Raw genomic sequence first — 23,411 nt, 5'->3', positions numbered from 1 at the left:
TGCTATTTTATAAGAGGTATACGGGGATGTAAAGGAAGAAAAAACAGCCCCGCCAACATCTTCATGAACATTTCAATAATGCCCTGTCCGGTGAGGGCAGGGCATTTGAAGGTGATGCAGACGGGTGGAAGGGCTATGCCATACGTTGTCTTCTGCCATTTATTTACAGTTCATCATCGGGCGTATCCGGCCTGACGAAACTGCTGCTGTAGGTGAACGGTTGCCGGTTCAGAGCTGTGTCCTTCCGCAGTACAGACGCCTGTGGCAGGGGGGGGGGCGGGGGCGTGTCCTTCTTCCTGCCTTTCCTGTCTTCCTTCTGCCGTCTGTACTCCTTGAGGTATTTGGTGAGGGTTGGAGGCTTGATGGCGATCCCTTTTTCGGCCAGACGCTCCACTATTTCCTGTGTATCGAAGCCGCGCTTCTTCATCCGTTCCAGTGTCGGGGCAAGGGAGAAGATGGCCTCCCTGATGGTCATGGGCCTGTGTCCGTCCAGCGTGACTGTGGCGGGCCTGAGCCTGGCAAACTCCTGTCTGATTTCCCTGATTTGTTCTGTGGTAATGGGCATGGTGTTTTTCTCCTGTGGTTGATGGGGTATCCCCAAATTTGTCTTTTGCCTTTGGCGGTCAAGCGGCCACGCTTGCCCACGACTTCACGGAGTGAAGTATAGTGGCTATATCTTCGGTCTGTGCGAAGATTTCCCTCCGACGCCTTACCTCATTCTCATGCCACGGGTGGAGTGCGCCTGCCGACGCTCCCTGTCCCGCGCTTCCTGCTCCTGCCGCTGCCGTTCCTCTTCCTGCTGACGTTGGAGCTGTTCGGCGCGCTTGCGCTCCACGAACTCGATATGGAGCGGCCGGATTTCCGGCAGAAGCAGAAATTCCCGATAGCCTGCCATGATTCTCTTCATTTTCTTCAACTGCTTCTCCAGCTCCTCTTTTTCCTCATGGCTTTGTTTTCTGTGGGCCGTGTATCCCGCTTCAAGCCGCGTCAGTTTTCCGCGAAGGGTATCCACTTCCCGTTGCAGGATTTCCTTCTCCGTCTGGACAAGGTGTTTGACGGCAAGCGCCTTTTTCAGTTCTTCAATGAGGGAAGAGGCTTTTTTCAGCACGGACGGATAATTGAGAAAAGAGGCTTTCGGTAGATCGGTCTCCTCCCGAAGTACCTTTTCCGCTTCCTCAGCCTGCCACTCATACTCTTCAATGCTCTTTCTCAACTCTTCCTCACGCTGTTCCAATGCGCTGATAAGCTGCCGTGAATTTCGGGAAGTCTCTTCGGATTCCTGAATCAGTTTTTCCAATGCTTCCTGTTGCTGCTTGAACTCGCGGGTATCCAGATGCCTTTTCGCGGAACCGGGTGTCTGTTCCACGCCGCGTTCAATGACGAAGCCACGGCTTTGCAGATGGGCGGGAAGCCCGGATTGCAGTTTCCGCAGACTCTGACGGGTATAGATTTTGTTGGCGTTGAGCCTCCCGTCCGGCGTCACCGGCACATGAAGGAAGTGCATGTGCGGCGTCTTTTCATCCATGTGAACCATTGCGGAAATGACATTCTCCGCGCCCACAAACTCCGTGAGAAAGGCTTTGCTCTCCTCAAAGAAACGCCTTGTTTCCTCCGGCGTGAGGCCATCAAAAAACGCCTTGTCCGAGGTGACGATAAGTCCGCACATGCGCACGGCGTCCTTTCTCACGGCCTTGACCAGCAGAAGCTCGTCAATGCGATTCTGAATGGCTTCGGCATAGTTTGATGAGGCGGCTTCGTGCAGCTCGTAGTTCGCCGCGCTCCTGTCGTAGTCAATATCGGGGTTGCTGTGGCTCTCCCGCTCCCGCCGGTTGTGGCTCTGGATGCCGCGTACGGCCTCCTTCTTGAATTTGTCCATATGAAGGACGATGTAGGACATGGCTTTTTCCCTTTGTTCATTTTCAGTGGTGACAACGGTGACAGTGGTGACAATCGAGCAATGGCAATGCTTTTCGGCTGTCACCACTCAAATATGCAATGGTGACAGTGGTGACAGGCGTAACCCCTTGCGGCTGTAGGTTTGTCACCATTGTCACCACTGTCACCGCTCAATCAGGCAAGGCAGGAGCAGGTTCTTCATCCGGGTCATCAGGCAAACAAACAACGTAGACACGCACGCGCCCTAGACCGGGAAGCCTTTCCTGATGCTTCAGTCTGTTTTTAGAGGGTGTGCGTAACCATCCAGCCTCACGCAGAACACGCACGGCTCTTGCCTCGGAGTATCCTTTGACGACTTCAGCCCGAAAACTTTCCGGTAGAATCAGATACTCGGTCGTGCCGTTGCGAGTACGCTGAAATCCCACCCGGTTAATGCAGGTGGACATTTGCGTATCCAAGTCCTGAAAGCGGCTTGCGCCGTGCTGTTCGATGAACAGCCGTACCGTGGAAAGGATGGCGGCATCCTCGGAAGCTCCGGTTCCGCCTCTTGCCGTGAGCCAGTCCCGGAAGCAGATTTTGATGCAGTTCAGTACGTCCAGCTTTTCGGGAAGGATGCCCAGCCGCAGGGCCAGCATTCCGGCCATGCCGCACAGGGCGAAGCGCATGGCCACACGTCGTACCTGTCCGTCAGCGCCTTCGGGGACAAGATGCCTGACGGCATGGGCCATTGCCGGGCCGATTTCCGCCCGGACGGCGTTCAGGGTTTCGACCTTCGTCAGCTTTTGCAGAAAATCATGCCCCGCATGGCCGTAATGTTCGGAAGCAAGCAACTTGATACGATTGGCCACGGCTCTGGCATCGGGAAGACCATGCAGGCTGGTGAGCATGGACGAGTCCACAGGCAGCCCCACGAAACGCACTTCCTGTCCGCCTCTGGACTTCAGACCGTTCTCGGCCAGCTTGTCGGAAAGCCCAAGTTCGCCGCTGGAGAGAAAGAGCAGACGCCAGTTCTGGGAACGACGAATTCCGCCTTCACGGTTCGAGCGGCCTTTGCCCTGTCCGTTGGCCAGCATGTAGGCGCATTCGGCAAGAACACGTCCGTTGACCTGCCCCATTTCATCCAGAATCAGCACATTGTCGTTGTGCAGGGCGGCGATGCCTTCAAGCCCGTTGTCCGTAGCCCGCCAGCTTCGGACATGCTCAGGACCGCCCCAGACGGAGGCGGCGATCTGCAATGCCGTGGTCTTACCGGATGATGAGCCTCCCTCAAAGCTGAAGCCGCCGCCTTCCAGACCGGCCGGGCGAAGCAAAGGCCCGGCGAAGGCCGCGCATAACGCGAAACTGAGACGAGAGTTGCCGACGCACAATTCCGCTATCTCCCGCCAGCCTTCCATCGTTCCAGATGTACGGTACAAGCCGCCATGCTGCGAGGATTGCAGCACGGTGTCTTCTTCTGTTACGCCGTAAACGGTATCGGGAAGGACGTAGACGGATTCATGCCAGCCCGTGCGCAAAACACAGCGTATCCGTCGGAGGGGCCGGACCGTGGACAGAAATGCCGCCAGCTTCGACCGGGTGGACGGATTGCCGAACCACCCGCCGGAGGCCAGTATGCTGTACCAGTCGCTTCCCTGCCGGAACAGCATTTCCACGGGCATGGCCCATGCGTGCCTGTTGCCGTCCGGGTCAATCCATTCCAGCATCAGGCCCCATTCGTTGCCGTCAGCTCCCCGCGTCATGCCTTTGACCAGAAGCGGAGGACCAAGCCGGATTTCCTGACTGTCTCCGTCCGATTTGGTCTCCAGCTTGTACAGCCCGGCGCGTCTGCCTTCCTTCACCAGAAAAAAGCCTTCCGGCATGGGGCAGTCGTCATCCCGCTTTCGCGCTTCTTCCACAACGGCCCGGACGGCTTCAAGGGAACGCAGCCGGTGCAGGTCCTTGAAGTCCGTCCCCTTGCCTTCATGCACCGGACAGACGGCCAGCTTGCCGCCCACGGCCTGAGCCGCCAGAGAGGCCATCTTCTTGCCGGGATTCCCTTGTGTCTCCGTGTCGTTATCGGCACAGAGGATGATTTCACGCTTTGCATACCTCTCTCTGGCCATGACGGCTACGGCTTTCAGATTCCCGGCGTTGAAGGCCACAAGACAGGCATAACCGGTCGCCAGATGAAGACTGGTCGCTGTGGCATACCCCTCGGCAATCAGCAGGGGACCGTCTTTCTTCCCGTCTCCGGCGGAAAGGGAAAAGAAGCCTCCCGCCGTGCGTCCTCCCTTGAGAAAGAACTTGTCCGTACCCTCGGCAGTTTGTTCCGGCAGGATGAATTGCAGACTTTGTATCCTGCCGGACTGGTTCAAAACAGGGATAATCAGACGCCCGTCTTTTGTCCGGCGCAATCCGATGGCCGGGACTTCCTTCCGTTGCAGATATGGATGCCCGGCATCAGCGGGCAGGGTATGATTCCAGATGCTCGCTGCCAGCTTTGCGGCCGCCTGCCAGCGGCGGGTCTGCTCCGTTTCCTTGTCCGCCCGGATAGCCCTGATGCGTTCACGCAGAGCATCCCGTTCGGCGGCGGTCAGTTCCTTCTCAGGTTTGTATGTCCACGTTCCTTCGTCGTCCGTGCGCCAGTTCTTCCACCAGAGCGAGGCGGGTACATCAGGAAACGCCTTGTACGCCCCGTCCCTGCGATGCGGTCTGCCTTCCGTGCCGCAACGGTGCAGGCTCCCATCCATTTCCACCTGCTCGACAATCAGCCCGGCTGCCCGGAGCTGCTCGGCAAAGGCTTGCTGAATATCCGCGCTCATGCTTCGCCTCCGGGATGGGCAGGCAGAAACTGCCTACTATGAAAAAGACGGGGATTCATCGCTGGTTCCTGTAACGGCGATCGCGTTTGGCGCTTTCCAGCGTTTCTATGGAACGGGAAGCAAAGAACTCGTCAAGGTCTGCCTTGTCATAAATGACGCGAGTGCCGAGTTTGGCGTAGCGAGGCCCTTTATGCTTGCAGCGCCAGACTTCAAGAGTGTTGGGCTGGATGCCGAGATAGGCAGCCGCTTCCTGAGTATTGAGCTTTTGTTTGGGAGTCATGGTTGTATCCTTCTTTCATGGGATTGCCCGCGTGAATTCATGGCAGGCGGTGTTTGAAGGAAGGATACCGGTCTTGAAAAAGAATAAAATTCTCGGTGCCGTGCCGGAGAAAAGAAAAAATCTCCGAGTTCTGTCAATCTCGGAGATTTTTATGTTTATTTAATAATTTCAGATTATTAAAAAATATTGAGTTGTGTGGGGTGCCGCAAAAAATATTTCACAGAGCTGAGAGATTAGAACGGAAATTCAGCTTTCCCTGTCGCGCCCTGGACTTGTTTGAGCGTACTCTCCCAGGGCAAGACGAATTTCTTCCATAGCCCAGCCTGCCAACTCAAAGGGAGTGTTGTTTTTGGCTTTTTTGGGGGTATGAAGTGCGTCCCGAACCGCAGGCTTGAGTTCGGGGAAGGAATCAAGTTCCCGCAAAAATTCTTCCTGAATTTGGGTACGGGTGTACTTTGTTCCCGGCTTGGCCTCGGCAATGAGTCGATTCACCAAAGGATAGAAAATACGCCGGACAGGCAACTTGGCGTTTTCCCGGCTTTCCAAGCTCTTTTCTCTGCCGGAAAGGGTTCGCTTTTTATTTTGGTATTCAACTTTTTCAGCGAGCAATGCCTGATTTTGCTCCGTGAGTTCATTCATTTTTGTCTGCTGTACCGAGAATGCGCCCTGTAGATTGGTGATGGTCTCTTCCAGATCGCGGATACGCGCTGCATAGGCAGAAAGGGCTTCCTGTCCATACTTTTTCAGAAGATATTCATAATCGGCAGCGTCAAGACACAGACGTTGTTGGCCGATATACGTGTTGAAAATATTCGCATCGCTAAGATTTGAATTGTACGCAAAGGCATACAGGCGTACGGGGACATTATATTGTTCCAGTTCAAGAAATGGTTCGGATGCTATAAAAACAGGAACTCCCTGCTTGCGAACAAAATCTATCCTGTCTTCAGGGGTATGTATGCCGATATGCTGCATGGCCTGTTTGAATTCAATAACCTTGGGGAGAACAACTGGTTTTGACCATTGGAGCTTTGCGGATTGTCGAATGATAAGCAAGCCGATAACTCCGAAAATAATTCCAATAAAAATAAGATTAAGAAAGAATATTCCATCACGCGATTCAATGAGAATGGTAAAAGCATTGACAGCCTGCTCAGAAATAGAGCCTTGTTTATTTACTTCATGAACGATCTTCAGAAAGGTTTTCTTGTCCAACCAATCGAGAATAAATGCTATAAAAGTAATGCTGATAATGTATGTGCAAAATACCGCACATTTTTGTGCTACGCCACGCTGTAAAAGGGTTAATTTTGTTGATGAAGGAAGCATGTGTTATTCCTGTTTACCTGTATCCAGTTCTTTTTCAATCTCTTCAACGCTCGTTTTCCATTTTGAGCTTGTTGATAAGCAACATGGTATGGCCCCACGGCAATTTTGCAACAACTTGCTGCAAAATTGTCGTGTAGGAGGGGCAACTGTCGTTCAGGGCAATGGAGCGGACACCTGCCCGGAACTGGCCAGCCACGCGGCAAAGGAATGACGCAGGCCATTATCAGGTTCACATTGACTGGTGAGCATTGCCGTTGGCGATTCTTCTTCCCGCCGCTGTTAATCTGTATCTTTGCAAGGGACTGCGGGGCGCATCCGGTCTTGTTCGCTCAACAAGAGCGGCCTCCAGTGCGGGCGACAGGTAATTTTTGCGGAATGTAGGTGCATGGCGCAGTCCCAGATTATCCATCAGCTCAGCCGCGCTTTTTTCCCCTTGCCCAAGAGCCTCCAGTAAGCGTCGTACTTGATCGCTTACTTGGTCGCTTACTTGGTCGCTTGGGATATCGGTCACGGCATCGTTCAGGGCCGCGAGCATAAACTCCACAAAGGCCGTTGCTTCTCCCTGTGCATCGGCACGACCAAGGCTGTCGTAATATTCGGCCTGCCTATTACGGACAATGGTTTCCACCGGCAGATAGGCAAAAAGAGGATTCCACTTGCTGAGGATGAGCGTTTGCCAGAGGCGTCCCATGCGACCGTTGCCATCCGCAAACGGATGGATGAATTCAAATTCGTAGTGAAAGACGCAACTCGAAACCAGTGGATGCTCGTCCGTCTTTTCCAGCCAGCCAAGGAGCTTTTTCAGATGTTCATGCACCAGGTGAGCGGGCGGGGCCATGTGTACGACTCTGTTGCCCTGAAAAACGCCTACGCCGCCAGTGCGGAGACTGCCGGGCCTTTCCACAAGATTGCGCATGAGTACTGCGTGAGCCGACAGCATATCTTCCAGCCTGTGGGGTTGCCATGTATCCAGTCTTTCATAGGCGGACACTGCGCCGTGTACTTCCTGAATATCGCGGGGCGGCCCAATAACCGTCTTGCCGTTAATAATGTCCGTCACCTGTTCCAGACTGAGCGTATTGTTTTCAATGGCAAGAGATGCATGGATGGTACGAATACGATTTTCCCGCCGCAGATGCGGAGACAGGAGGTCCACGGCAAGCCCCCTGAGGGCGGCACGTGCGGCAAGCTGTTCGCTGATGTTCGCCACACGTTTGAGGATGGCGCTGGTGATGGTGTATGGCGGATACGTCATGCGGCGCATTCCTCCCTGTTCAGATATGTATCAAGGCAGGTTACAACAAGGTGAGCTTGATGCGGGTACAGGTGTTGGCTGCAAGGATGGTTCATGCGCCCTTTTCCCGGCCAGACCGTTTCGTTCTACGAATTTTTAGCGTATCCGGCCCGTTTTGAGAAGACGGCGCTTCGGGAGCATTTTGTATGGCTCCAAACAGAGAGCCTGCCACACCGGAAGCCTTTTTCAGCGCGTCATCATGCAAGTGAGCGTAGCGTTGGGTCATCTGCGGACTGGAATGAGTCAGCAATTTTTGCAGCTCGTACATGGACACCTGCCCGGAACTTGCCAGCCATGAGGCAAAAGAATGGCGCAACCCATGCAGGGGGCGAAATGATTCCGGCAATCCCGCCTTCTCTTTCACTCGCCTGAGCATGTCCGTAATGTTCCCCCTCGGTTTATCGTCATAGCGACCGGGGAAAACGTAAGGACTTTTGGTCTGCGGCAGGGCAGTCAGGATAGCGCGAGCCTGGTCGTTCATGGGGATGGTTTCCGTTTTGCCTTTCTTGGCAACTGTGCCGCGCAATGTGATGAATCCCCGCTCAAAATCAAGGTCTTCCCATTGCAGGTTGAGAAGGGCACTGCGGCGCATCCCGGTGAACAGAGCCAGACGCACGAGAGACGCCAGCGTCTGGTCCGGCTCTTCGTCCAGCGCCTTCAACAGATTCTGGACCTGCTCATGGGTAAGATTCTCCGTGACCTTGTTGTCAACGGTGGGCATGGTGATGCGGAGAGTGCCGGGAATGAAGTCGACATATCCTTTCTGCAAGGCGAAATTCAGTATGCGTTTGACCAGAGTCAGAACGTGCTTGACGGTCTGCGGAGACTTGCCCGCTTTTTCCAGTTTGGCGCGGAGCTTGTCTATATCGTGGATGGTCAGTTCGGGAATGCTTTTCGTTCCCAGAGAAGGAGCGATATGAAGGTTGAAGCGGATACGGTCATCCTTGATGGAACGATTGGAGCTTTTGGCTTCCTCGAACAGACTCCACAATCTGTTGAAACTGTATCGTGATTCCTCAGCCATCTTTGCTGCGCGAACGGCAATACGCTTTTCCTCGTTGGAGGCGTCTTTGCCTTCCATACGGAGTCCACGGATACTGGAGGCTTTGGCGGCGGTCATGTTGTCGCGGTATTGCCCGCCGACTTTTTCCTCGATGAGCTTTCCCTGCTTGCGGTATCGAATGTAATAGACCTTTTCCAACCCATGTCCTGTTGAACGTGGAACTTCAACAAAATACACTCCCGCATAGCCTACGACCGACTGTCTTTTTCTGCTTGCCATATTGCCTTTAACCTCTTTTGGTGTGTTCTGCCCCACATATACGGGATAGAATGGGCTTTAATCCGTTGATAACGGCGGAAATAGCCGTTTTCATCTGCCCCACACTATGCCCCACAAACGGCATAAAGTCCAATCGAAGTTGGCGGCTTTTTGGCAGGAGAAAAATGAAATAACTATATGAAATATATAATTTAGTAAAAGTGGGGGTAAAGTCGGTCAAAATGACAGTCACGGCCTTTCACGCCGTCAACAGCGGTTCAAATCCGCTTGGGGACGCCAAATTTGAGTACAATGAAGAACGCCAAGATGCATAACATCTTGGCGTTCTTTGTTTTTTCTTTCCGGTATGGTTTCCCGAAGTCCAGCCTCGTCCGCTTGCATCCAAACATTTTATGGGTATATCCGTAGGTAGAAATGTGGTATGACATTTCTGATACCTACATGAATAACTGCGCGGAATCAAAAATATTTTTATCCATGTGGGTATCTCTTCGTCCAACGACAGCCAGGGAGTGCCCATGCCTCTTACCGATACCCATATCCGCAGTCTGAAACCCGACCTGAGGCCCCGCAAATATTTCGACGGCGGAGGTCTGTTTCTTTTCATTCCCACCAGTGGAAGCAAGCTCTGGAGAATGGCCTACCGTTTTGACGGAAAGAGCAAGCTGCTCAGTTTCGGGGAATATCCTACCGTATCTCTCAAGGATGCCAGAGAACGCCGCGAAGACGCGAAGCGTATGTTGTCCAGAGGCATCGACCCGGCAGAGCATAAACGACAGATGCGGCAGGCCAGAGCCACGGCGGAACGCGACAGTTTTCAGAATATCGCCAGAGAATGGCATGAAACCCGCATGGCGGAGTTTTCTGAAAAGCATCAGGGAACCGTCATGTACCGGCTGAAAACCTACATCTTTCCGCGCATCGGCAAAACGCACATCGCCAAACTTGAGACACGGGACGTTATGGAGGTCGTCAAGCCTCTGGAACAGAGGGGAAACTACGAGACTTCCCGGAGAGTATTGCAAATCATCAGTCAGGTGTTCCGCTATGCGGTCATCACGGGCCGGGCGAAACACAATGTCGCAGCCGATCTGCGGGGAGCCTTACGACCGCGAAAAACTGTTCACCGGGCGGCAGTGCTGGAACCGGAGAAAGTCGGTCAGCTTCTGCGGGATATCGACGCCTACGAAGGTTATTTTCCTCTGGTCTGCGCTTTGAAGCTGGCTCCGCTGGTCTTCACCCGTCCCACGGAACTGCGTGCCGCTCAATGGAAAGAATTCGACCTTGAGGCCGGGGAATGGCGCATCCCTGCGGAACGCATGAAAATGCGCCGTCAGCATCTTGTTCCCTTGTCCAGACAGGCAATATCCATTCTTCGGGAACTTAAGAAATACTCCGGGGAGGGAAAATTCCTCTTTCCCTCCATCCGCACGGAGGTGCGGCCCATTTCTGATGCGACCATGCTCAATGCGCTCCGGCGCATGGGCTACCAGAAACACGAAATGAGCGTGCACGGCTTTCGCTCCATCGCTTCCACATTGCTCAATGAACTCGGCTATAACCGGGACTGGATAGAGCGGCAGCTTGCCCACGGGGAACAAGACGAAGTGCGGGCGGCATACAATTATGCGGAATATCTGCCTGAGCGCCGAAAGATGATGCAGGCATGGGCTGACTATCTGGACGGATTACGCAACACATAAAGGAAAAAATCAGGGAGAAGCATGAAAGAGGACACCATGAACGACCGTAATGTTTGTATCTCCATCGGGAAAATAGAAGGCGAGACGCAGGTGACGAGCAACGACACCGGCTGGAGCGAGGAAGAAAAGGAACGTATGAGACAATACGGCTATGACGACATGGATATAATCCGGGCGTGGTATAGCTGACAACGCCTGTTTTCAATAAACAGCGGCACGGAAGGTACATGACTATCCCTGCCGCTGTTTTTTTGTTGTCCATCTTTTGGCGACAGGGTATCCTTTCCTCCATGACAGACCGGCAGAACATTACCATAGGCAGAGTACGGCAGGCGTATGGCCTGACAGCCAAAGAAGGTGAAATGCTTGTTCAGGCGTTTTGGCCTGACGCCGTTCAGCCACTGGAATTATGGCGCGGAGTATATGAGACTTGCTGGCAGGCATTTGTCGCGAGCCGTCATGTAGTATACGGAACACAGCTCCCGGAATTTCCTTCAGCTCCAGAACCGGATACAGGCATTCAGACGTATCTGCTCGGCTTTGACGTGATGGAATTTTTCAGAATGATATCGACAGTTGTTCCTCTTAACTCCCTGCGATATGGAATGGATGTTATTCTTGAAGAATCCTTTGAAGATACGGCGTCTGTCTTTCCCAAGGAACGAGAATTTCTGTTCAGCGGTCTGGAGAGACTGAAAACAGAAGACATCTTCGAGCAGTATTCACCGGACTCGCCTCTCTTTGAGAAGCCGATATTCTCCATGCCCGCCTCAAGTTATCACTTCATTGCGCATATCTTTACCGATACCATAATGGTGGACAGGGACGCCGCCATCAGGCAGCTCCGCCATTATCCCCTGCGCCGGGAAGTAAAAGGCATCACCCGCGCCCTTGTGGAATCCCTTTTACGGGCAGCTCCGCCGGAATCGTCCGTTGCCGACAAAGCGGCGGCAGTTCCCCTGTGTGAAAGGGCACCGCAGGATGGAAAACTCGTTTTTCGTATTCCCGGAGCCGTTTGGGAAGGAAGGCCGGATGCCGCCGTCCGTGACGCCATGAAAGAAAAGTATCCTCTTTCGGTCATCGCTTATGTTCTTCTGTACTGGTGTGGTCCTCAAAAATCCGAGACCAGTCACAAAACCCCGCAGGGCAGAAAGACACATGTGGGGCGCTTGCTTGCGGGCAAAGAGTACAGGGACGACAAATCCTATCGCAATTTGATGGATATGCTCCTCAAGGAAGCGGAGACATACACCATAATCAAGGCGTGACCAGCCTGTCGCTTTCCCATCTTTTTTGGATTTTCCCGTCATTTTCCCGTCCGATTCCCTCACGGGAATTGTTTGACGTGTGCCAGATTCTCCTGAAATCCAACCAGATTCAGGAGATTTTTTTTATGAAACAGCATCAAGCTCCCATCCCCGTCCACGGCCTTCTGCGTCTGCCTCAGGTTCTCAGCATGATTCCCATAAGCAAGAGTGCATGGTGGGAGGGATGTCGCACAGGACGTTATCCCAAACCCGTGAAGCTCGGTCCCAGAACAACAGTCTGGCGGGCGGAGGAAATTGCCGCATTTATCGAAAGCCTTGGCCGTCAGGGAGAGAATCATGAATAATCCCCTGCAAACCTTTCGGGACATTTTGACCGACAAGGGATTGATTCCGGCCGAAATCATGGCGGACGGGAACTTGCATCGCTGTCCCACCCAGACCAAACCGCACAAACAGAACGGCGCATATATCGCGCATGTCGATGTCCCTGCGACGCTTTGGTGGTGCAACTGGGAAAATGGTGAACAGGGCACGTTCTGCACAGAAGAAAAGCAAACGCTTTCCGTGTCCGAACTTTCCGCATGGCGGGAACGCCAACACTCCATACAGCGGCAACGCGAAGCGGAATATGCCGAACGCCATGCTGAAGCAGCTCAACTGGCCAGACAGGAATGGAACTCGGCACGAATGTGCGACGCCAACCATCCCTATCTGCACCGCAAGGGCATTCCGGCTTTGGAAGGCATACGGCAGGCACGGGACGGCTCTCTGCTTATTCCTGTTATGGATGCCGCAAACAATCTGCAAAGTCTGCAACGCATCTATCCTGATGGAACAAAGCGTTTTCTCGTGGGCGGCAAGGTATCTGGAGGACAATTCATCATTCAGGGGCAGCCGGAAAAGCCCGTTGCCGTTTGTGAGGGGTTTGCCACCGGTACAAGTATCCATCTTGCCACAGGCTGGACGGTTTATGTGGCCTTTTCCGCAAACAATCTCGCGAGAGTGGCCAAGACCGTGAAAGAACGCTTTCCGGACAAGACCATCATCATTTGCGGCGACAATGACGAAGCCGGACTCAGGAAGGGGGAGGATGCAGCCGGCCTCGCAAACGCTCAACTTCTGTTTCCCCACTTCACCGACGACAACGGTACGGATTTTAATGACCTTCACCAGATTGAAGGCATTGAGGCCGTCCGCTCGCAACTGGAAACGGCGCTGACCAAACAGCAAGGTCTTATCGCTCTGGACATGGGCGAATTTCTTTCCATGTCCATACCTGAACGGAGGTATCTTTTATCGCCCGTTCTTCCGGTACAGGGCATAGGCATCCTGTACGCCCCGCGCGGCATAGGCAAGACATTCGCCGCGTTGAGCATCGCCGTTGCGGTGGCTTCCGGCGGAGCCGTGTTCAACTGGCGTGCGCCGATGCCCAAACGGACGCTGTATGTGGATGGGGAAATGCCCGCCACGTCTATGCAGAACCGTCTTTCCGCTCTTGTCAACGGCATGTCTGTTCCTCCGCATACGTTGAAAAACATGGCGCTCATCACACCGGATCTACAGCCCTGCCCCATGCCGGATTTGTCCACAGCCGGCGGACAGGCCATGATTGAGCCGTTTCTGAAAGACGTGGACATGGTTGTGCTGGACAACATCGCAACCCTGTGCCGCACCGGCAAGGAAAACGAGTCTCAGTCATGGCAGACCATGCAGGCGTGGCTGCTGGAGTTACGGCGCAGAGGGATGACCGTCCTGCTTATCCATCATGCCGGAAAATCCGGCGACCAGCGCGGCACCAGCGCCAGAGAAGACATTATGGACACGGTGATCAGTTTGCGCAGGCCCAGGGAATACAGCATGGCCGAAGGCGCACGGTTTGAAGTTCACCTGACCAAGGCGCGGGGCATATTGGGCGATGACGCCAAACCCTTTGAAGCCAACCTGATTACTGAAGGCAATACCCTGCATTGGCGGGTTCGGGACGTTGAAGATGTGGAACTGGAGGAATTGAAAAGGCTGCTCGGCGAGGGATACAGCATTCGTGACTGCGCCGAGGCGATGGGAAAATCAAAATCGTCTGTCCACAGACTGAAAAGAAAACTGGAAGGTCTTGCTTGACCATTTTCAGGTGTCCCGCTGTACCGCTGCTTAAGCGCCGGTACAGCGGGACACCTGTAATCATCATCGTATCTGTCATCCTATGAAGTCCAGCCAAATCCGAACAGATTTTCAATTCTTGTCCCGCGTAAACTGAAAAAGTGTCCCGCATTCCTGTCACAGAAAGAACGGGACATCCATTGATACAAGGAAGTATTGCCATGTCCTATCTCGTACTCCACATGGACAAATTCAAGAAGGAGGCCATACGCGGCATCCAGAGCCACAACCGACGGGAGCGGGAGAGCCACAGCAACCCCGATATTGACTACGACAGAAGCGCGGCGAACTACGAGCTGCACGAAGCCGCCTCGTCGAACTATGCCGAGGCCATTCAGAATCGCATTGACGAGCTTCTGCTGGTCAAGGCCGTGAGAAAGGACGCCGTGCGCATGTGCGGGCTTATCGTCACCTCGGACAAGACGTTTTTTGATGGCCTCACGCCGGAGGAAACAAGGCGTTTCTTTGAGGAGAGCAAGGCCTTTCTCACGGAGTTTGTGGGCGCGGAGAATGTCATTTCCGCCATGGTTCATATGGATGAAAAGACGCCGCACATGCACTTCCTTCATGTACCGGTGACGCCGGAAGGGAGGCTCAACGCCAACAAAATTTATACCCGCCAGAGTCTGCGGAAACTGCAATCCGAGCTTCCCGCCTATCTGCAAAGCCGGGGCTTCGCCATTGAACGCGGCGTGGAACAGACACCCGGTTCCGCGAAAAGGCATCTGGATACCCGCGAGTTCAAGCAGCAACAGGAAGCATTGGAGAAACTGATTCAGGAATCCGAAGAGACTTCCCGAAATTCACGGCAGCTTATCAGCGCATTGGAACAGCGTGAGGAAGAGTTGAGAAAGAGCATTGAAGCGTATGAGCGGCAGGCTGAGGAAGCGGAAAAGGTACTTCGGGAGGAGACCGATCTACCGAAAGCCTCTTTTCTCAATTATCCGTCCGTGCTGAAAAAAGCCTCATCCCTCATTGAAGAACTGAAAAAGGCGCTTGCCGTCAAACACCTTGTCCAGCTGCGGGAAGAAGCACTGCAACGGGAAGTGGATACCCTTCGCGGAAAACTGACGCAGCTTGAAGCGGGATACACGGCCCACAGAAAACAAAGCCATGAGGAAAAAGAGGAGCTGGAGAAGCAGTTGAAGAAAATGAAAAGGCTCATGGCAGGTTATCGGGAATTTCTGCTTCTGCCGGAAATCCGGCCGCTGCATATCGAGTTCGTGGAACGCAAGCGTGCCGAACAGCTTCAGCGGCAGCAGGAAGATGAGCGGCAGCGGCAGGAGCAGGTAACGCGGGACAGGGAGCGTCGGCAGGCGATGACCGCTCGTGGCATGAGGATGAGGTAAGGCGTCGGGGAGAAATCTTCGCACAGGCCGAAGATATAGCCCACTATGCTTCACTTGCGTGAAGCGTGGGCGACCGTCCCGCTCGACCGGAAAAACAAAACACCAATCCGGGGCATGGCCCCGGCGAACCACAGGAAAAGCACCATGACCATTACCGCGACTCAGTTGAAGGAAATCAGACAGGAATTCGCCACTCTCAAACCCGCTTCCGTCACACTGGAGGGGAACAGAGCCATGTCCGTCAAAGAAGCCGTCTTTGCTCTGGCCCCGACACTGGAACGGATGAGAAAGCGCGGCTTCGATACACAGGAGATTGTCGAACGCCTGCACGAAAAAGGCATTGATGTGAAGTCCCAAACTCTGACCAAGTATCTGACCGAAGCCAGACGGCAACGGGAAGGGCGAAAGTCAAAGAAGCAAGACACACCCCCGCATCCTCCGAAACGCGAACAACGCTCCAGCTTCATTACTCCTGATATACCCGATGATGAACTATGAACATAAATCCACTGAAAGGAGAAAATCTTATGGCAGAAACTTACGGATATATTCGCGTATCCAGTACAGATCAGAACGAGAGCCGTCAGCGCATCGCCCTTGAGCGGCAAGCCATCCCGTCAGACCGCATTTTCATGGATAAACTGTCGGGCAAGGATTTTCAGCGTCCACAATATCAGGCTATGCTAAAAAAGTTCAGGCCGGGTGACCAGCTCTGTATTACAAGCATTGACAGGCTTGGCAGAAATTACGAGGAGATTCTGGAACAGTGGCGGATAATTACCAAGGAAAAGCGCGTAGACATCTTTGTGCTGGATATGCCACTGCTGGACACACGGCGCGACAAAAACCTGCTCGGCACCTTCATTGCCGACCTTGTTTTGCAAGTACTTTCCTTTGTGGCTCAGAACGAACGGGAGAATATTCGCAGCAGACAGGCTCAGGGGATTGCGGCAGCCAAGCAAAGCGGCGTGCGGTTCGGGCACGCGCCACGACCGCTTCCCCCAAATTTTCCGGAAACATATACCTTATGGACAGAGGGTGCCATCTCGACATCGGAAGCGGCAAAACGTTCCGGCATGGCTCGTTCCACATTCCGCATTCGTGCGGAGTCATTCAAAAAAAATTGTCCATAATATGTCGATAAAGTGTACTTGGCCGCCACCCGTTTTTTTTCCTTCTAGCACTCTTTTTTAGACGGTAAAAACAGCTTAGTCAACGTTATTGGACTGTCACAGACAGCAGAAGTTTCCTTGGCGGCCAAGTACACTTAACCGCCACCTCCTCCGGGGTGGCAGGAAGTGGTGCGACTCGAAGATATTACAAGCGGAAGTCTTGTTCTTGGCATTGATCCACATGAGGCAGTCACCATTGTGGCAGTCCAGTGGTACGGCAACGCCGTTCTGAATCTTACCTACAAAAACAGCCGGGGCGATCTTGGCAATCGTATCCTCTATCGTGAAGATGAAGGGCAACTAGCGCTTCAGGACGCCTCCCTGCCGTGGAGTTTTGACGCCGACGGAGCAAAGCTCCGCCTCGCTTCGGAAGCATGGCGTATACACTACGCCCATCTCTTCGACCCGTATCTCGCCGTCCATACATCAGATGTGGAGCCTCTTCCGCATCAGATTTCCGCCGTTTATCAGGAAATGCTGGGCCGACTGCCCCTGCGTTACGTTCTTGCGGACGACCCAGGCGCGGGCAAAACCATCATGACCGGCCTCTTTGTCAAGGAACTCCTTGCACGCGGCGACCTCAGGCGCTGTCTTATCGTTAGCCCCGGCAGTCTTGCGGAACAGTGGCAGGACGAACTTTTCCAGAAATTCCATCTGCGCTTCGAGATCCTCACCAATGACCGTTTTGAATCCGCCGTTACGGGCAACGCCTTTAACGAAACGCCGCTGGCCATCGCCCGGCTCGACAAACTGGCCCGTAACGAAGCCATTCAGGAAAAACTGAAGGCTACGGATTGGGATCTTATCGTCTGCGACGAAGCCCATAAAATGTCAGCCACGGTCTGGGGCGGCGAAGTCAAAATGACGCGCCGCTTCCAGCTTGGCCGCCTGCTTTCCGGCATCACGCGGCATATGCTTCTGCTTACGGCAACCCCGCACAACGGCAAGGAAGAAGATTTTCAGCTCTTCCTCTCGCTGGTGGATCAGGATCGCTTCGGCGGCGTGGCCCGTACCGGCTCGCAGACTATCGACATCTCCGATGTCATGCGCCGCCTTGTCAAAGAAGAATTGCTCAAGTTCGACGGTTCGCCCCTCTTCCCTGAGCGCCACGCCGTCACGGTGAACTACAGCCTTTCCCCCGAAGAGGCCGAACTCTACGAGGCTGTGACCGCCTACGTTCAGAACGAATTCAATCGCGCCGACAATCTGAACAACGAACGCCGCACCACCGTGGGCTTCGCGCTCACCGTGCTCCAACGGCGTCTCGCGTCTTCTCCCGAGGCCATCTATCAATCTCTGCACCGCCGCCGCGAAAGACTGGAAAACCGTCTCAGCGAAGAACGGCTCGGCCAGCGTGCCCGCGACTGGAACGAACTGCGTAACCTGAACCTTACGGACGAATTCGACGATGACGACCTGACTTCCGCCGAGCTGGAAGACGCCGAAGAACGCGTAGCTGACAAGGCCAGTGCCGCGACTACCATCACGGAGCTGGAAGCGGAAATTGCCATGCTCAAAACGTTGGAAGCCAAGGCCAACGCCGTCCGCACCAGCGGCAGAGACCGTAAATGGGAAGAGCTTTCCAGTCTGCTGCAAGACGAAAAAGGCATGTTCGACGCAGAGGGGTTCCGCGAAAAGCTGATCATTTTTACCGAACACCGCGACACGCTCCGCTACCTCACGGACAAGATACGATCCCTGCTCGGCAATGACGACGCCGTGGTAGTCATCTACGGTGGAATGATGCGCGACGAACGCCGCAAGGTGGAAGAGCGCTTCAAGCAAGATAAGGAAGTCCGCATTCTCATCGCTACGGACGCTGCGGGCGAAGGCCTCAATCTTCAGCGCGCCCATCTCATGGTGAACTACGACCTGCCGTGGAACCCCAACCGCCTTGAACAACGTTTCGGCCGTATCCACCGTATCGGCCAGACGAAAACCTGCTGGCTTTGGAACCTCGTGGCTTCTGAAACACGCGAAGGCGCGGTGTTCCAGCGGCTTTTTGAAAAGCTGGAGCAGGAAAAAGAGGCACTGGGCGGCAAGGTCTTCGACATTCTCGGTAAAGTCTCGTTCAACAACCGTCCCCTACGCGAACTGCTTATCGAAGCCGTGCGCCACGGCAGTGACCCCGACGTTCAGGCCCGACTCAATCACGACATGGATATTGCCTTCGACCCGCAAGCACTGCTTCAGTTGCTGAAGGAACGCGCCCTTACCGAAGACGTGATGAACATCCGCACGGTCAACGTCATCCGCGAGGAAATGGAGCGCATGGAGGCCCGCCGCCTCCAGCCGTATTTCATCGAGGCATTCTTTAAAGAAGCGTTCCGCGAACTGGGCGGCCGTATGTCGGCCCGCGAGAAAGGCCGTTGGGAGATACTCTCCGTTCCCTTCGCCATCCGCAATCGAGACCGGCAGATAGGTCATATCGAACCGGTGCTCAACCGCTACGAGCGCATCTGCTTCGACAAGGCCTATCGCAATCTGCCCGGCTCTGTACCTGCCGCGCTCATCTGCCCTGGGCATCCTTTGCTTGAAGCTGTGATCGACATCATCCGCGAACGCTCTGTCGAGCTGCTTAAACGCGGAGCCGTCCTTATCGACGACAGCGATCCTGGCGAGACCATACGCCTGCTTTTCTACATCGAACACACCATTCAGGACGGCACGGCTCAGCCCGATGGTAGCCGCCGCGTCATCTCGCGCAATATCCATTTTGTGGAAATGGACGAACACGGTACGGCCACAAGCGCAGGCTATGCGCCGTACCTCGACTATCGCCCCGCAGCGCTTGAAGAAGTGGACGCCGTTCTTGCTCACGCCCGCAAGCAGCCATGGCTGACGCGCGGCGTAGAAGATGCGGCCATTGGCTATGCCTTGGGCCATCTTATCCCCAAACATCTGAAAGACGTGCGCGAACGCCGCGAAATCATGATTGACAAGACGGAAAAGGCCGTGCGCGAACGTCTTACCGCCGAGATTCGCTACTGGGACTACCGCGCCGGAGAGCTGAAACAACAAGAACAGGCTGGGAAGATCAGCAACAACCTGAACTCCCACAAGGCCGCCCGCCGCGCCGAAGAACTGGCCGCCCGCCTGAAGCAGCGTACGGACGAATTAGCGGCAGAACGCCTGATTTCGGCTCAGCCGCCCGTGGTCATCGGCGGCGCGCTGGTCATCCCCGCCGGACTGCTGGCTCGACTGACGAACGCTCCTGTGCCAACCATCTGTATCGATGCTGCCCCCCGGAGAGTAGTGGAGCTTGCCGCTATGCGTGCGGTCATGGAAGCGGAGAAGGCCCAAGGCCATCTGCCTCGTGACGTCAGTGCGGAAAAATGCGGTTATGACATCGAGTCCTACGTGCCGGATGTTGGCAACGGTCTGCCAGGCCTGCGTCTTATTGAAGTAAAGGGACGGGCGGTCGGGGCCGATACCGTCACCGTTTCCCGCAACGAAATACTCACTGCGCTCAATCTGCCGGAACAGTTCATCCTCGCCCTTGTGGATGTGGATGGTCCGCACACGCATACCGTCTATCTGAAACATCCTTTTGTGAATCCCCCGGATTTTTCCGTGGAAAGCGCCACCTTCAATATGGCAGCGCTGATGGAACGCGCAGAACAGATTTATGAAAACCATGCAATGCTGTCATAAGGATGCGGACATGTATGAAAGTTATACGCGACAGTCGCTGCCTTCTAAAGAATACAGAGAGATTTTGGGAACAGCTATATGTGTATTTAACTCTAACAATGCATTTATAATAGAAAATATATTGATGTGTGATAATAATGAGTCTTGGTATAAACTTATGGATAAAAATTGTATGCCATTACAAGAGAAAATAAGAAATATAATATCTAAAGATTCAAATAATAAAATTTACGATCAATTTAAAAAAATATGTGAAATGAGGAATAGAATTGTACATTCATTTCAATGTACATATAAAAATGAACAGATTTTAGCGACTAAAGATAAGCAAAATAAGCAATTTTATATAACTAAAGAGTATTTATTGGATTTTATAAAGAAAAATGAGCAACTATCAGATATGCTTCATGATTTTCGTGGATTTTAATGTTGGAGGAGTATGAAGTATGCCTGTAAAAAAACTTATTGAAGTCGCGCTTCCGCTGGACGCCATCAACGCCGAATCCGCGCGAGAAAAATCCATCCGTCACGGGCATCCTTCCACCCTGCACTTGTGGTGGTCGCGTAAGCCTACGGCAACGGCGCGCGCAGTGCTCTGGGCTTCATTGGTGGATGACCCGTCGTCGCACCCGGAACTTTTCCCTACGGAAGATGCGCAGGTTATGGAACGGCAAAGGCTGCATACCCTGCTGGCGAAGCTTGTAAAGTGGGAAAACTCCAACGACGAGAATATCCTGAACGAAGCACGAGCCGAAATCAGAAAATATATGGGCGAAGAGCCGCTGATCTTCCTTGACCCCTTTGCAGGCGGCGGTTCTATTCCATTGGAAGCCCAGCGTCTGGGGCTGGAAGCGCACGCACACGACCTGAACCCCGTGGCCGTGATGATCAACAAGGCCATGATAGAGATTCCCCCGCGTTTTGCCGGGCAATCTCCGGTGAATCCCGATGCCCGAACTAAGCTGGGTAGTGACCGTTCGTGGAGCGGAGCTAAGGGGCTTGCCGAAGACGTGCGTTATTACGGCGAATGGATGAAGCAGGAAGCCTTCCGCCGTATCGGTCACCTTTACCCCAAAGTGCAGGTTCCGGCAGAACAGGGCGGCGGCGAGGCTACCGTTATCGCCTGGAAATGGGCCAGAACCGTAAAGTGCCCGAACCCGGCCTGCGGCTGTGAAATGCCGCTGGCCAGTTCTTTTGTGCTGTCGAAGAAGAAGGGGAAGGAAGCGTGGGTAGAGCCGCAATTTGAAGACGGGAAGGTAACGTATGTCGTGCATCTTAAAGGTAAGCCGAAAATAGAAGGAACCGTTAACCGCCAAGGGGCTGTGTGCCCGTGCTGTGGTACTGCCGTACCTTTCAGCTATATCCGGGAGCAGGGCAAGGCTGGGGGCATGTCAGCCCAGATGATGGCTGTGGTGGCGGAAGGAAAAAACGGGAGAATTTATCTGTCGCCGAATAGTATACAGGAGAATGTAGCTGCGATAATAGGGCCTGAAGAATCCCCTGATGCGCTCCTTCCCAAAAATCCTCGGGATTTCAAGACTCCCAATTACGGACTACGTACATTTGCCGACCTTTTCACTCCCCGCCAGCTTACGGCCCTGACCACCTTCAGCGATCTGGTGGCCGAAGCGCAGGCAAAAGCCACACAGGATGCCCTTGACTCAGGTATGCAAGACGACGGCAAGGGGCTGGATGAAGGCGGATGCGGCGCAACAGCCTACGGCCAGGCCGTGGGAGTGTATTTGGCGTTTATCGTAGATAAGTTGGCGGATAGAGGCTCGACAATTTGTAGCTGGGATGCGACACGAGATGGATTGCGGAATACTTTTGCCCGTCAGGCTATTCCCATGACTTGGGATTACGCTGAAGCAAATCCTTTCAGTAGTTCTTCTGGTTGTTTTGACAATATGCTGGAATGGGTCTTCAAAAGTCTGTTGGAATTTCCGGCGACTATAACAGGAACGGCCATTCAGCAAGATGCGCAGACGGACTGCGGTCTGCGAAACCTCGTTATTTCTTCCGACCCGCCGTATTATGATAATATCGGCTATGCCGACCTTGCCGATTATTTCTATATCTGGATGCGGCAGTCACTGAAAAGTACATATCCTCGTCTTTTCCGCACTATGCTGGTGCCCAAGGCGGAAGAGCTGGTGGCTACGCCTTATCGCTTTGAGGGGAGCAGGGAGAAGGCTCGAGATTTTTTTGAGGGCGGCATGGTTCAGGCCTGCCGTCAGTTCTACCGCTATGCGCGAGAAGACGTGCCCGTTACCATTTATTACGCCTACAAGCAGAGCGAAAGCGACGAAGGCGACAATGCCGCGCAGGCTTCCACCGGCTGGGAGACCATGCTTTCCGCCATTATTAAAGCAGGCTTTGCCATTACAGGCACATGGCCAATGAGAACGGAAATGGCCAATCGCTCTGTGGCGAGCAATACCAACGCACTGGCATCTTCTATTGTGCTGGTCTGCCGCAAACGGCCGGAAGAGAGCGCTTCCTGTTCACGACGTTCCTTTATAGCAGAGCTCAAACGCGAACTCCGCACAGCCCTGAAGAATCTGCAAAACAGCAACATCGCCCCGGTGGATATGGCGCAGGCCGCCATCGGGCCGGGTATGAGCGTGTATTCCCGCTATGCCAAGGTGATGGAGGCCGATGGTTCGGCCATGACGGTGCGCAGTGCCTTGCAAATCATTAATGCCGAACTGGACGCTTATTTGAAGGAGCAGGACGGAGACCTGGATGAAGATTCCAGATTCTGTCTTGGTCTCTATGCCCAGTGTGCCTTCAACGACATAAAGTTCGGAGTGGCAGACGTGCTGGCACGCGCCAAAAATACCTCTGTTGCCAGACTGGCCGATAGGGGGCTGGTGTTTGCCCAAAAGGGGATTGTCCATTTGCAGGACCGGCAGAATTTGCCCGCCCCGAATGCTGACAGCGAAAAAACGCTCTGGTTGCTCACCCAGCAGCTCGTCTTCGCCATGCAGGAAGGCGGCGTCAGCGCTTGTGCGAAGATCGTAGCCCGCATCTATGGTTCCGGGCCGGACAGGGCAAAATCTTTGGCCTACCGTCTGTACACTCTCGCAGAGCAGAAAGGCTGGACGCAGGAAGCTTATGCCTACAATGCGCTGGTGGTCGCTTGGCCGGAAATCCAGAGCAAGACTTTGGAGATGAAGAACGTACACATGGTGCAGGGGACGCTGTAAGTGACTCTCAAGAGGAT

The 23,411-nt window shown here is 53.9% G+C and carries 18 protein-coding genes and 1 tRNA gene; 12 read left to right on the top strand and 7 right to left on the bottom strand.

All coding sequences use genetic code 11. The annotated features are described in order from the left end of the window. Positions 1-163: 163 nt before the first annotated feature. The 7 genes from AC6I1V_RS01255 to AC6I1V_RS01225 all read right to left on the bottom strand — a co-directional run bounded on the left by AC6I1V_RS01255 (position 164) and on the right by AC6I1V_RS01225 (position 8,801). Positions 164-565: a protein MobC gene (locus tag AC6I1V_RS01255; protein WP_486854789.1), complete on the bottom strand. Its 402-nt coding sequence runs from the start codon at positions 563-565 to the stop codon at positions 164-166. Between the two features lie 144 nt (positions 566-709). Then, entirely contained in the window at positions 710-1,897 is a 1,188-nt protein-coding gene (mobV, locus tag AC6I1V_RS01250; protein ID WP_486854790.1) for a MobV family relaxase, read from the bottom strand. A 169-nt stretch (positions 1,898-2,066) separates the two neighbouring features. Next, complete coding sequence (locus tag AC6I1V_RS01245; RefSeq protein WP_497736797.1) at positions 2,067-4,697, bottom strand: DUF927 domain-containing protein; 2,631 nt, start codon at positions 4,695-4,697, stop codon at positions 2,067-2,069. Positions 4,698-4,752: 55 nt separating this feature from the next. Continuing rightward, a complete protein-coding gene (locus AC6I1V_RS01240) occupies positions 4,753-4,977 on the bottom strand; it encodes a helix-turn-helix domain-containing protein (RefSeq protein WP_204626627.1) in 225 nt (74 codons plus the stop codon). Between the two features lie 246 nt (positions 4,978-5,223). Further along, positions 5,224-6,306 (bottom strand): hypothetical protein, encoded by a 1,083-nt coding sequence (locus AC6I1V_RS01235; RefSeq protein ID WP_486853698.1) that lies wholly within the window; start codon positions 6,304-6,306, stop codon positions 5,224-5,226. Between the two features lie 229 nt (positions 6,307-6,535). Next, a complete protein-coding gene (locus AC6I1V_RS01230; RefSeq protein WP_486853697.1) occupies positions 6,536-7,561 on the bottom strand; it encodes a Fic family protein in 1,026 nt (341 codons plus the stop codon). A 91-nt stretch (positions 7,562-7,652) separates the two neighbouring features. Further along, on the bottom strand, positions 7,653-8,801 hold the full coding sequence (locus AC6I1V_RS01225) for a tyrosine-type recombinase/integrase (RefSeq protein ID WP_497736796.1): 1,149 nt from the start codon (positions 8,799-8,801) through the stop codon (positions 7,653-7,655). A 287-nt stretch (positions 8,802-9,088) separates the two neighbouring features. Here AC6I1V_RS01225 and AC6I1V_RS01220 point away from each other — a divergent pair. The 12 genes from AC6I1V_RS01220 to AC6I1V_RS01165 all read left to right on the top strand — a co-directional run bounded on the left by AC6I1V_RS01220 (position 9,089) and on the right by AC6I1V_RS01165 (position 23,394). Continuing rightward, positions 9,089-9,161, top strand: a tRNA-Glu gene (locus AC6I1V_RS01220). A gap of 239 nt (positions 9,162-9,400) precedes the next feature. Further along, on the top strand, positions 9,401-10,585 hold the full coding sequence (locus AC6I1V_RS01215; RefSeq protein ID WP_497736795.1) for a tyrosine-type recombinase/integrase: 1,185 nt from the start codon (positions 9,401-9,403) through the stop codon (positions 10,583-10,585). A gap of 36 nt (positions 10,586-10,621) precedes the next feature. Next, entirely contained in the window at positions 10,622-10,774 is a 153-nt protein-coding gene (locus AC6I1V_RS01210) for a hypothetical protein (RefSeq protein WP_497736794.1), read from the top strand. A 38-nt stretch (positions 10,775-10,812) separates the two neighbouring features. Further along, positions 10,813-11,853, top strand: coding sequence for a hypothetical protein (locus tag AC6I1V_RS01205; protein ID WP_497736793.1), 1,041 nt, complete (start codon positions 10,813-10,815; stop codon positions 11,851-11,853). Between the two features lie 125 nt (positions 11,854-11,978). Beyond that, the gene (locus tag AC6I1V_RS01200; RefSeq protein ID WP_278732728.1) at positions 11,979-12,197 is read left to right on the top strand and encodes a helix-turn-helix transcriptional regulator; all 219 of its coding nucleotides are present in this window, start codon (positions 11,979-11,981) and stop codon (positions 12,195-12,197) included. Beyond that, positions 12,190-13,971 carry an AAA family ATPase gene (locus tag AC6I1V_RS01195; RefSeq protein WP_497736792.1) on the top strand — a complete coding sequence of 594 codons (1,782 nt, stop codon included), beginning with the start codon at positions 12,190-12,192 and terminating at the stop codon, positions 13,969-13,971. The genes AC6I1V_RS01200 and AC6I1V_RS01195 overlap by 8 nt, the downstream gene beginning before the upstream one ends. A 200-nt stretch (positions 13,972-14,171) precedes the next feature. Beyond that, the gene (mobV, locus tag AC6I1V_RS01190; RefSeq protein ID WP_497736791.1) at positions 14,172-15,359 is read left to right on the top strand and encodes a MobV family relaxase; all 1,188 of its coding nucleotides are present in this window, start codon (positions 14,172-14,174) and stop codon (positions 15,357-15,359) included. A gap of 45 nt (positions 15,360-15,404) precedes the next feature. Beyond that, on the top strand, positions 15,405-15,857 hold the full coding sequence (locus AC6I1V_RS01185; RefSeq protein WP_497736790.1) for a protein MobC: 453 nt from the start codon (positions 15,405-15,407) through the stop codon (positions 15,855-15,857). 29 nt (positions 15,858-15,886) lie between these two features. Next, positions 15,887-16,492, top strand: a complete 606-nt coding sequence (locus tag AC6I1V_RS01180) for a recombinase family protein (protein ID WP_303866792.1) — start codon at positions 15,887-15,889, stop codon at positions 16,490-16,492. Positions 16,493-16,660: 168 nt separating this feature from the next. Continuing rightward, a complete protein-coding gene (locus tag AC6I1V_RS01175) occupies positions 16,661-20,185 on the top strand; it encodes a helicase-related protein (protein ID WP_497736789.1) in 3,525 nt (1,174 codons plus the stop codon). A gap of 10 nt (positions 20,186-20,195) precedes the next feature. After that, the gene (locus tag AC6I1V_RS01170) at positions 20,196-20,612 is read left to right on the top strand and encodes a hypothetical protein (RefSeq protein WP_497736788.1); all 417 of its coding nucleotides are present in this window, start codon (positions 20,196-20,198) and stop codon (positions 20,610-20,612) included. Positions 20,613-20,631: 19 nt separating this feature from the next. Then, positions 20,632-23,394 carry a DUF1156 domain-containing protein gene (locus AC6I1V_RS01165; RefSeq protein WP_497736786.1) on the top strand — a complete coding sequence of 921 codons (2,763 nt, stop codon included), beginning with the start codon at positions 20,632-20,634 and terminating at the stop codon, positions 23,392-23,394. Positions 23,395-23,411 lie beyond the last annotated feature (17 nt).

It is taken from the genome of Bilophila sp. T19-St14, from assembly GCF_059728385.1.
Note: the sequence above shows the minus strand (reverse complement) of the source record. Positions and strands in the feature narration are given on the sequence as shown.

What these genes read in the sequence shown, in the direction of transcription:
- AC6I1V_RS01255 (WP_486854789.1), bottom strand. Translation starts at nt 565, where the DNA reads ATGCCCATTACCACAGAACAAATCAGGGAAATCAGACAGGAGTTTGCC.
- mobV (WP_486854790.1), bottom strand. Translation starts at nt 1,897, where the DNA reads ATGTCCTACATCGTCCTTCATATGGACAAATTCAAGAAGGAGGCCGTA.
- AC6I1V_RS01245 (WP_497736797.1), bottom strand. Translation starts at nt 4,697, where the DNA reads ATGAGCGCGGATATTCAGCAAGCCTTTGCCGAGCAGCTCCGGGCAGCC.
- AC6I1V_RS01240 (WP_204626627.1), bottom strand. Translation starts at nt 4,977, where the DNA reads ATGACTCCCAAACAAAAGCTCAATACTCAGGAAGCGGCTGCCTATCTC.
- AC6I1V_RS01235 (WP_486853698.1), bottom strand. Translation starts at nt 6,306, where the DNA reads ATGCTTCCTTCATCAACAAAATTAACCCTTTTACAGCGTGGCGTAGCA.
- AC6I1V_RS01230 (WP_486853697.1), bottom strand. Translation starts at nt 7,561, where the DNA reads ATGACGTATCCGCCATACACCATCACCAGCGCCATCCTCAAACGTGTG.
- AC6I1V_RS01215 (WP_497736795.1), top strand. Translation starts at nt 9,401, where the DNA reads ATGCCTCTTACCGATACCCATATCCGCAGTCTGAAACCCGACCTGAGG.
- AC6I1V_RS01210 (WP_497736794.1), top strand. Translation starts at nt 10,622, where the DNA reads ATGAACGACCGTAATGTTTGTATCTCCATCGGGAAAATAGAAGGCGAG.
- AC6I1V_RS01205 (WP_497736793.1), top strand. Translation starts at nt 10,813, where the DNA reads ATGACTATCCCTGCCGCTGTTTTTTTGTTGTCCATCTTTTGGCGACAG.
- AC6I1V_RS01200 (WP_278732728.1), top strand. Translation starts at nt 11,979, where the DNA reads ATGAAACAGCATCAAGCTCCCATCCCCGTCCACGGCCTTCTGCGTCTG.
- AC6I1V_RS01195 (WP_497736792.1), top strand. Translation starts at nt 12,190, where the DNA reads ATGAATAATCCCCTGCAAACCTTTCGGGACATTTTGACCGACAAGGGA.
- mobV (WP_497736791.1), top strand. Translation starts at nt 14,172, where the DNA reads ATGTCCTATCTCGTACTCCACATGGACAAATTCAAGAAGGAGGCCATA.
- AC6I1V_RS01185 (WP_497736790.1), top strand. Translation starts at nt 15,405, where the DNA reads ATGCTTCACTTGCGTGAAGCGTGGGCGACCGTCCCGCTCGACCGGAAA.
- AC6I1V_RS01180 (WP_303866792.1), top strand. Translation starts at nt 15,887, where the DNA reads ATGGCAGAAACTTACGGATATATTCGCGTATCCAGTACAGATCAGAAC.
- AC6I1V_RS01170 (WP_497736788.1), top strand. Translation starts at nt 20,196, where the DNA reads ATGTATGAAAGTTATACGCGACAGTCGCTGCCTTCTAAAGAATACAGA.
- AC6I1V_RS01165 (WP_497736786.1), top strand. Translation starts at nt 20,632, where the DNA reads ATGCCTGTAAAAAAACTTATTGAAGTCGCGCTTCCGCTGGACGCCATC.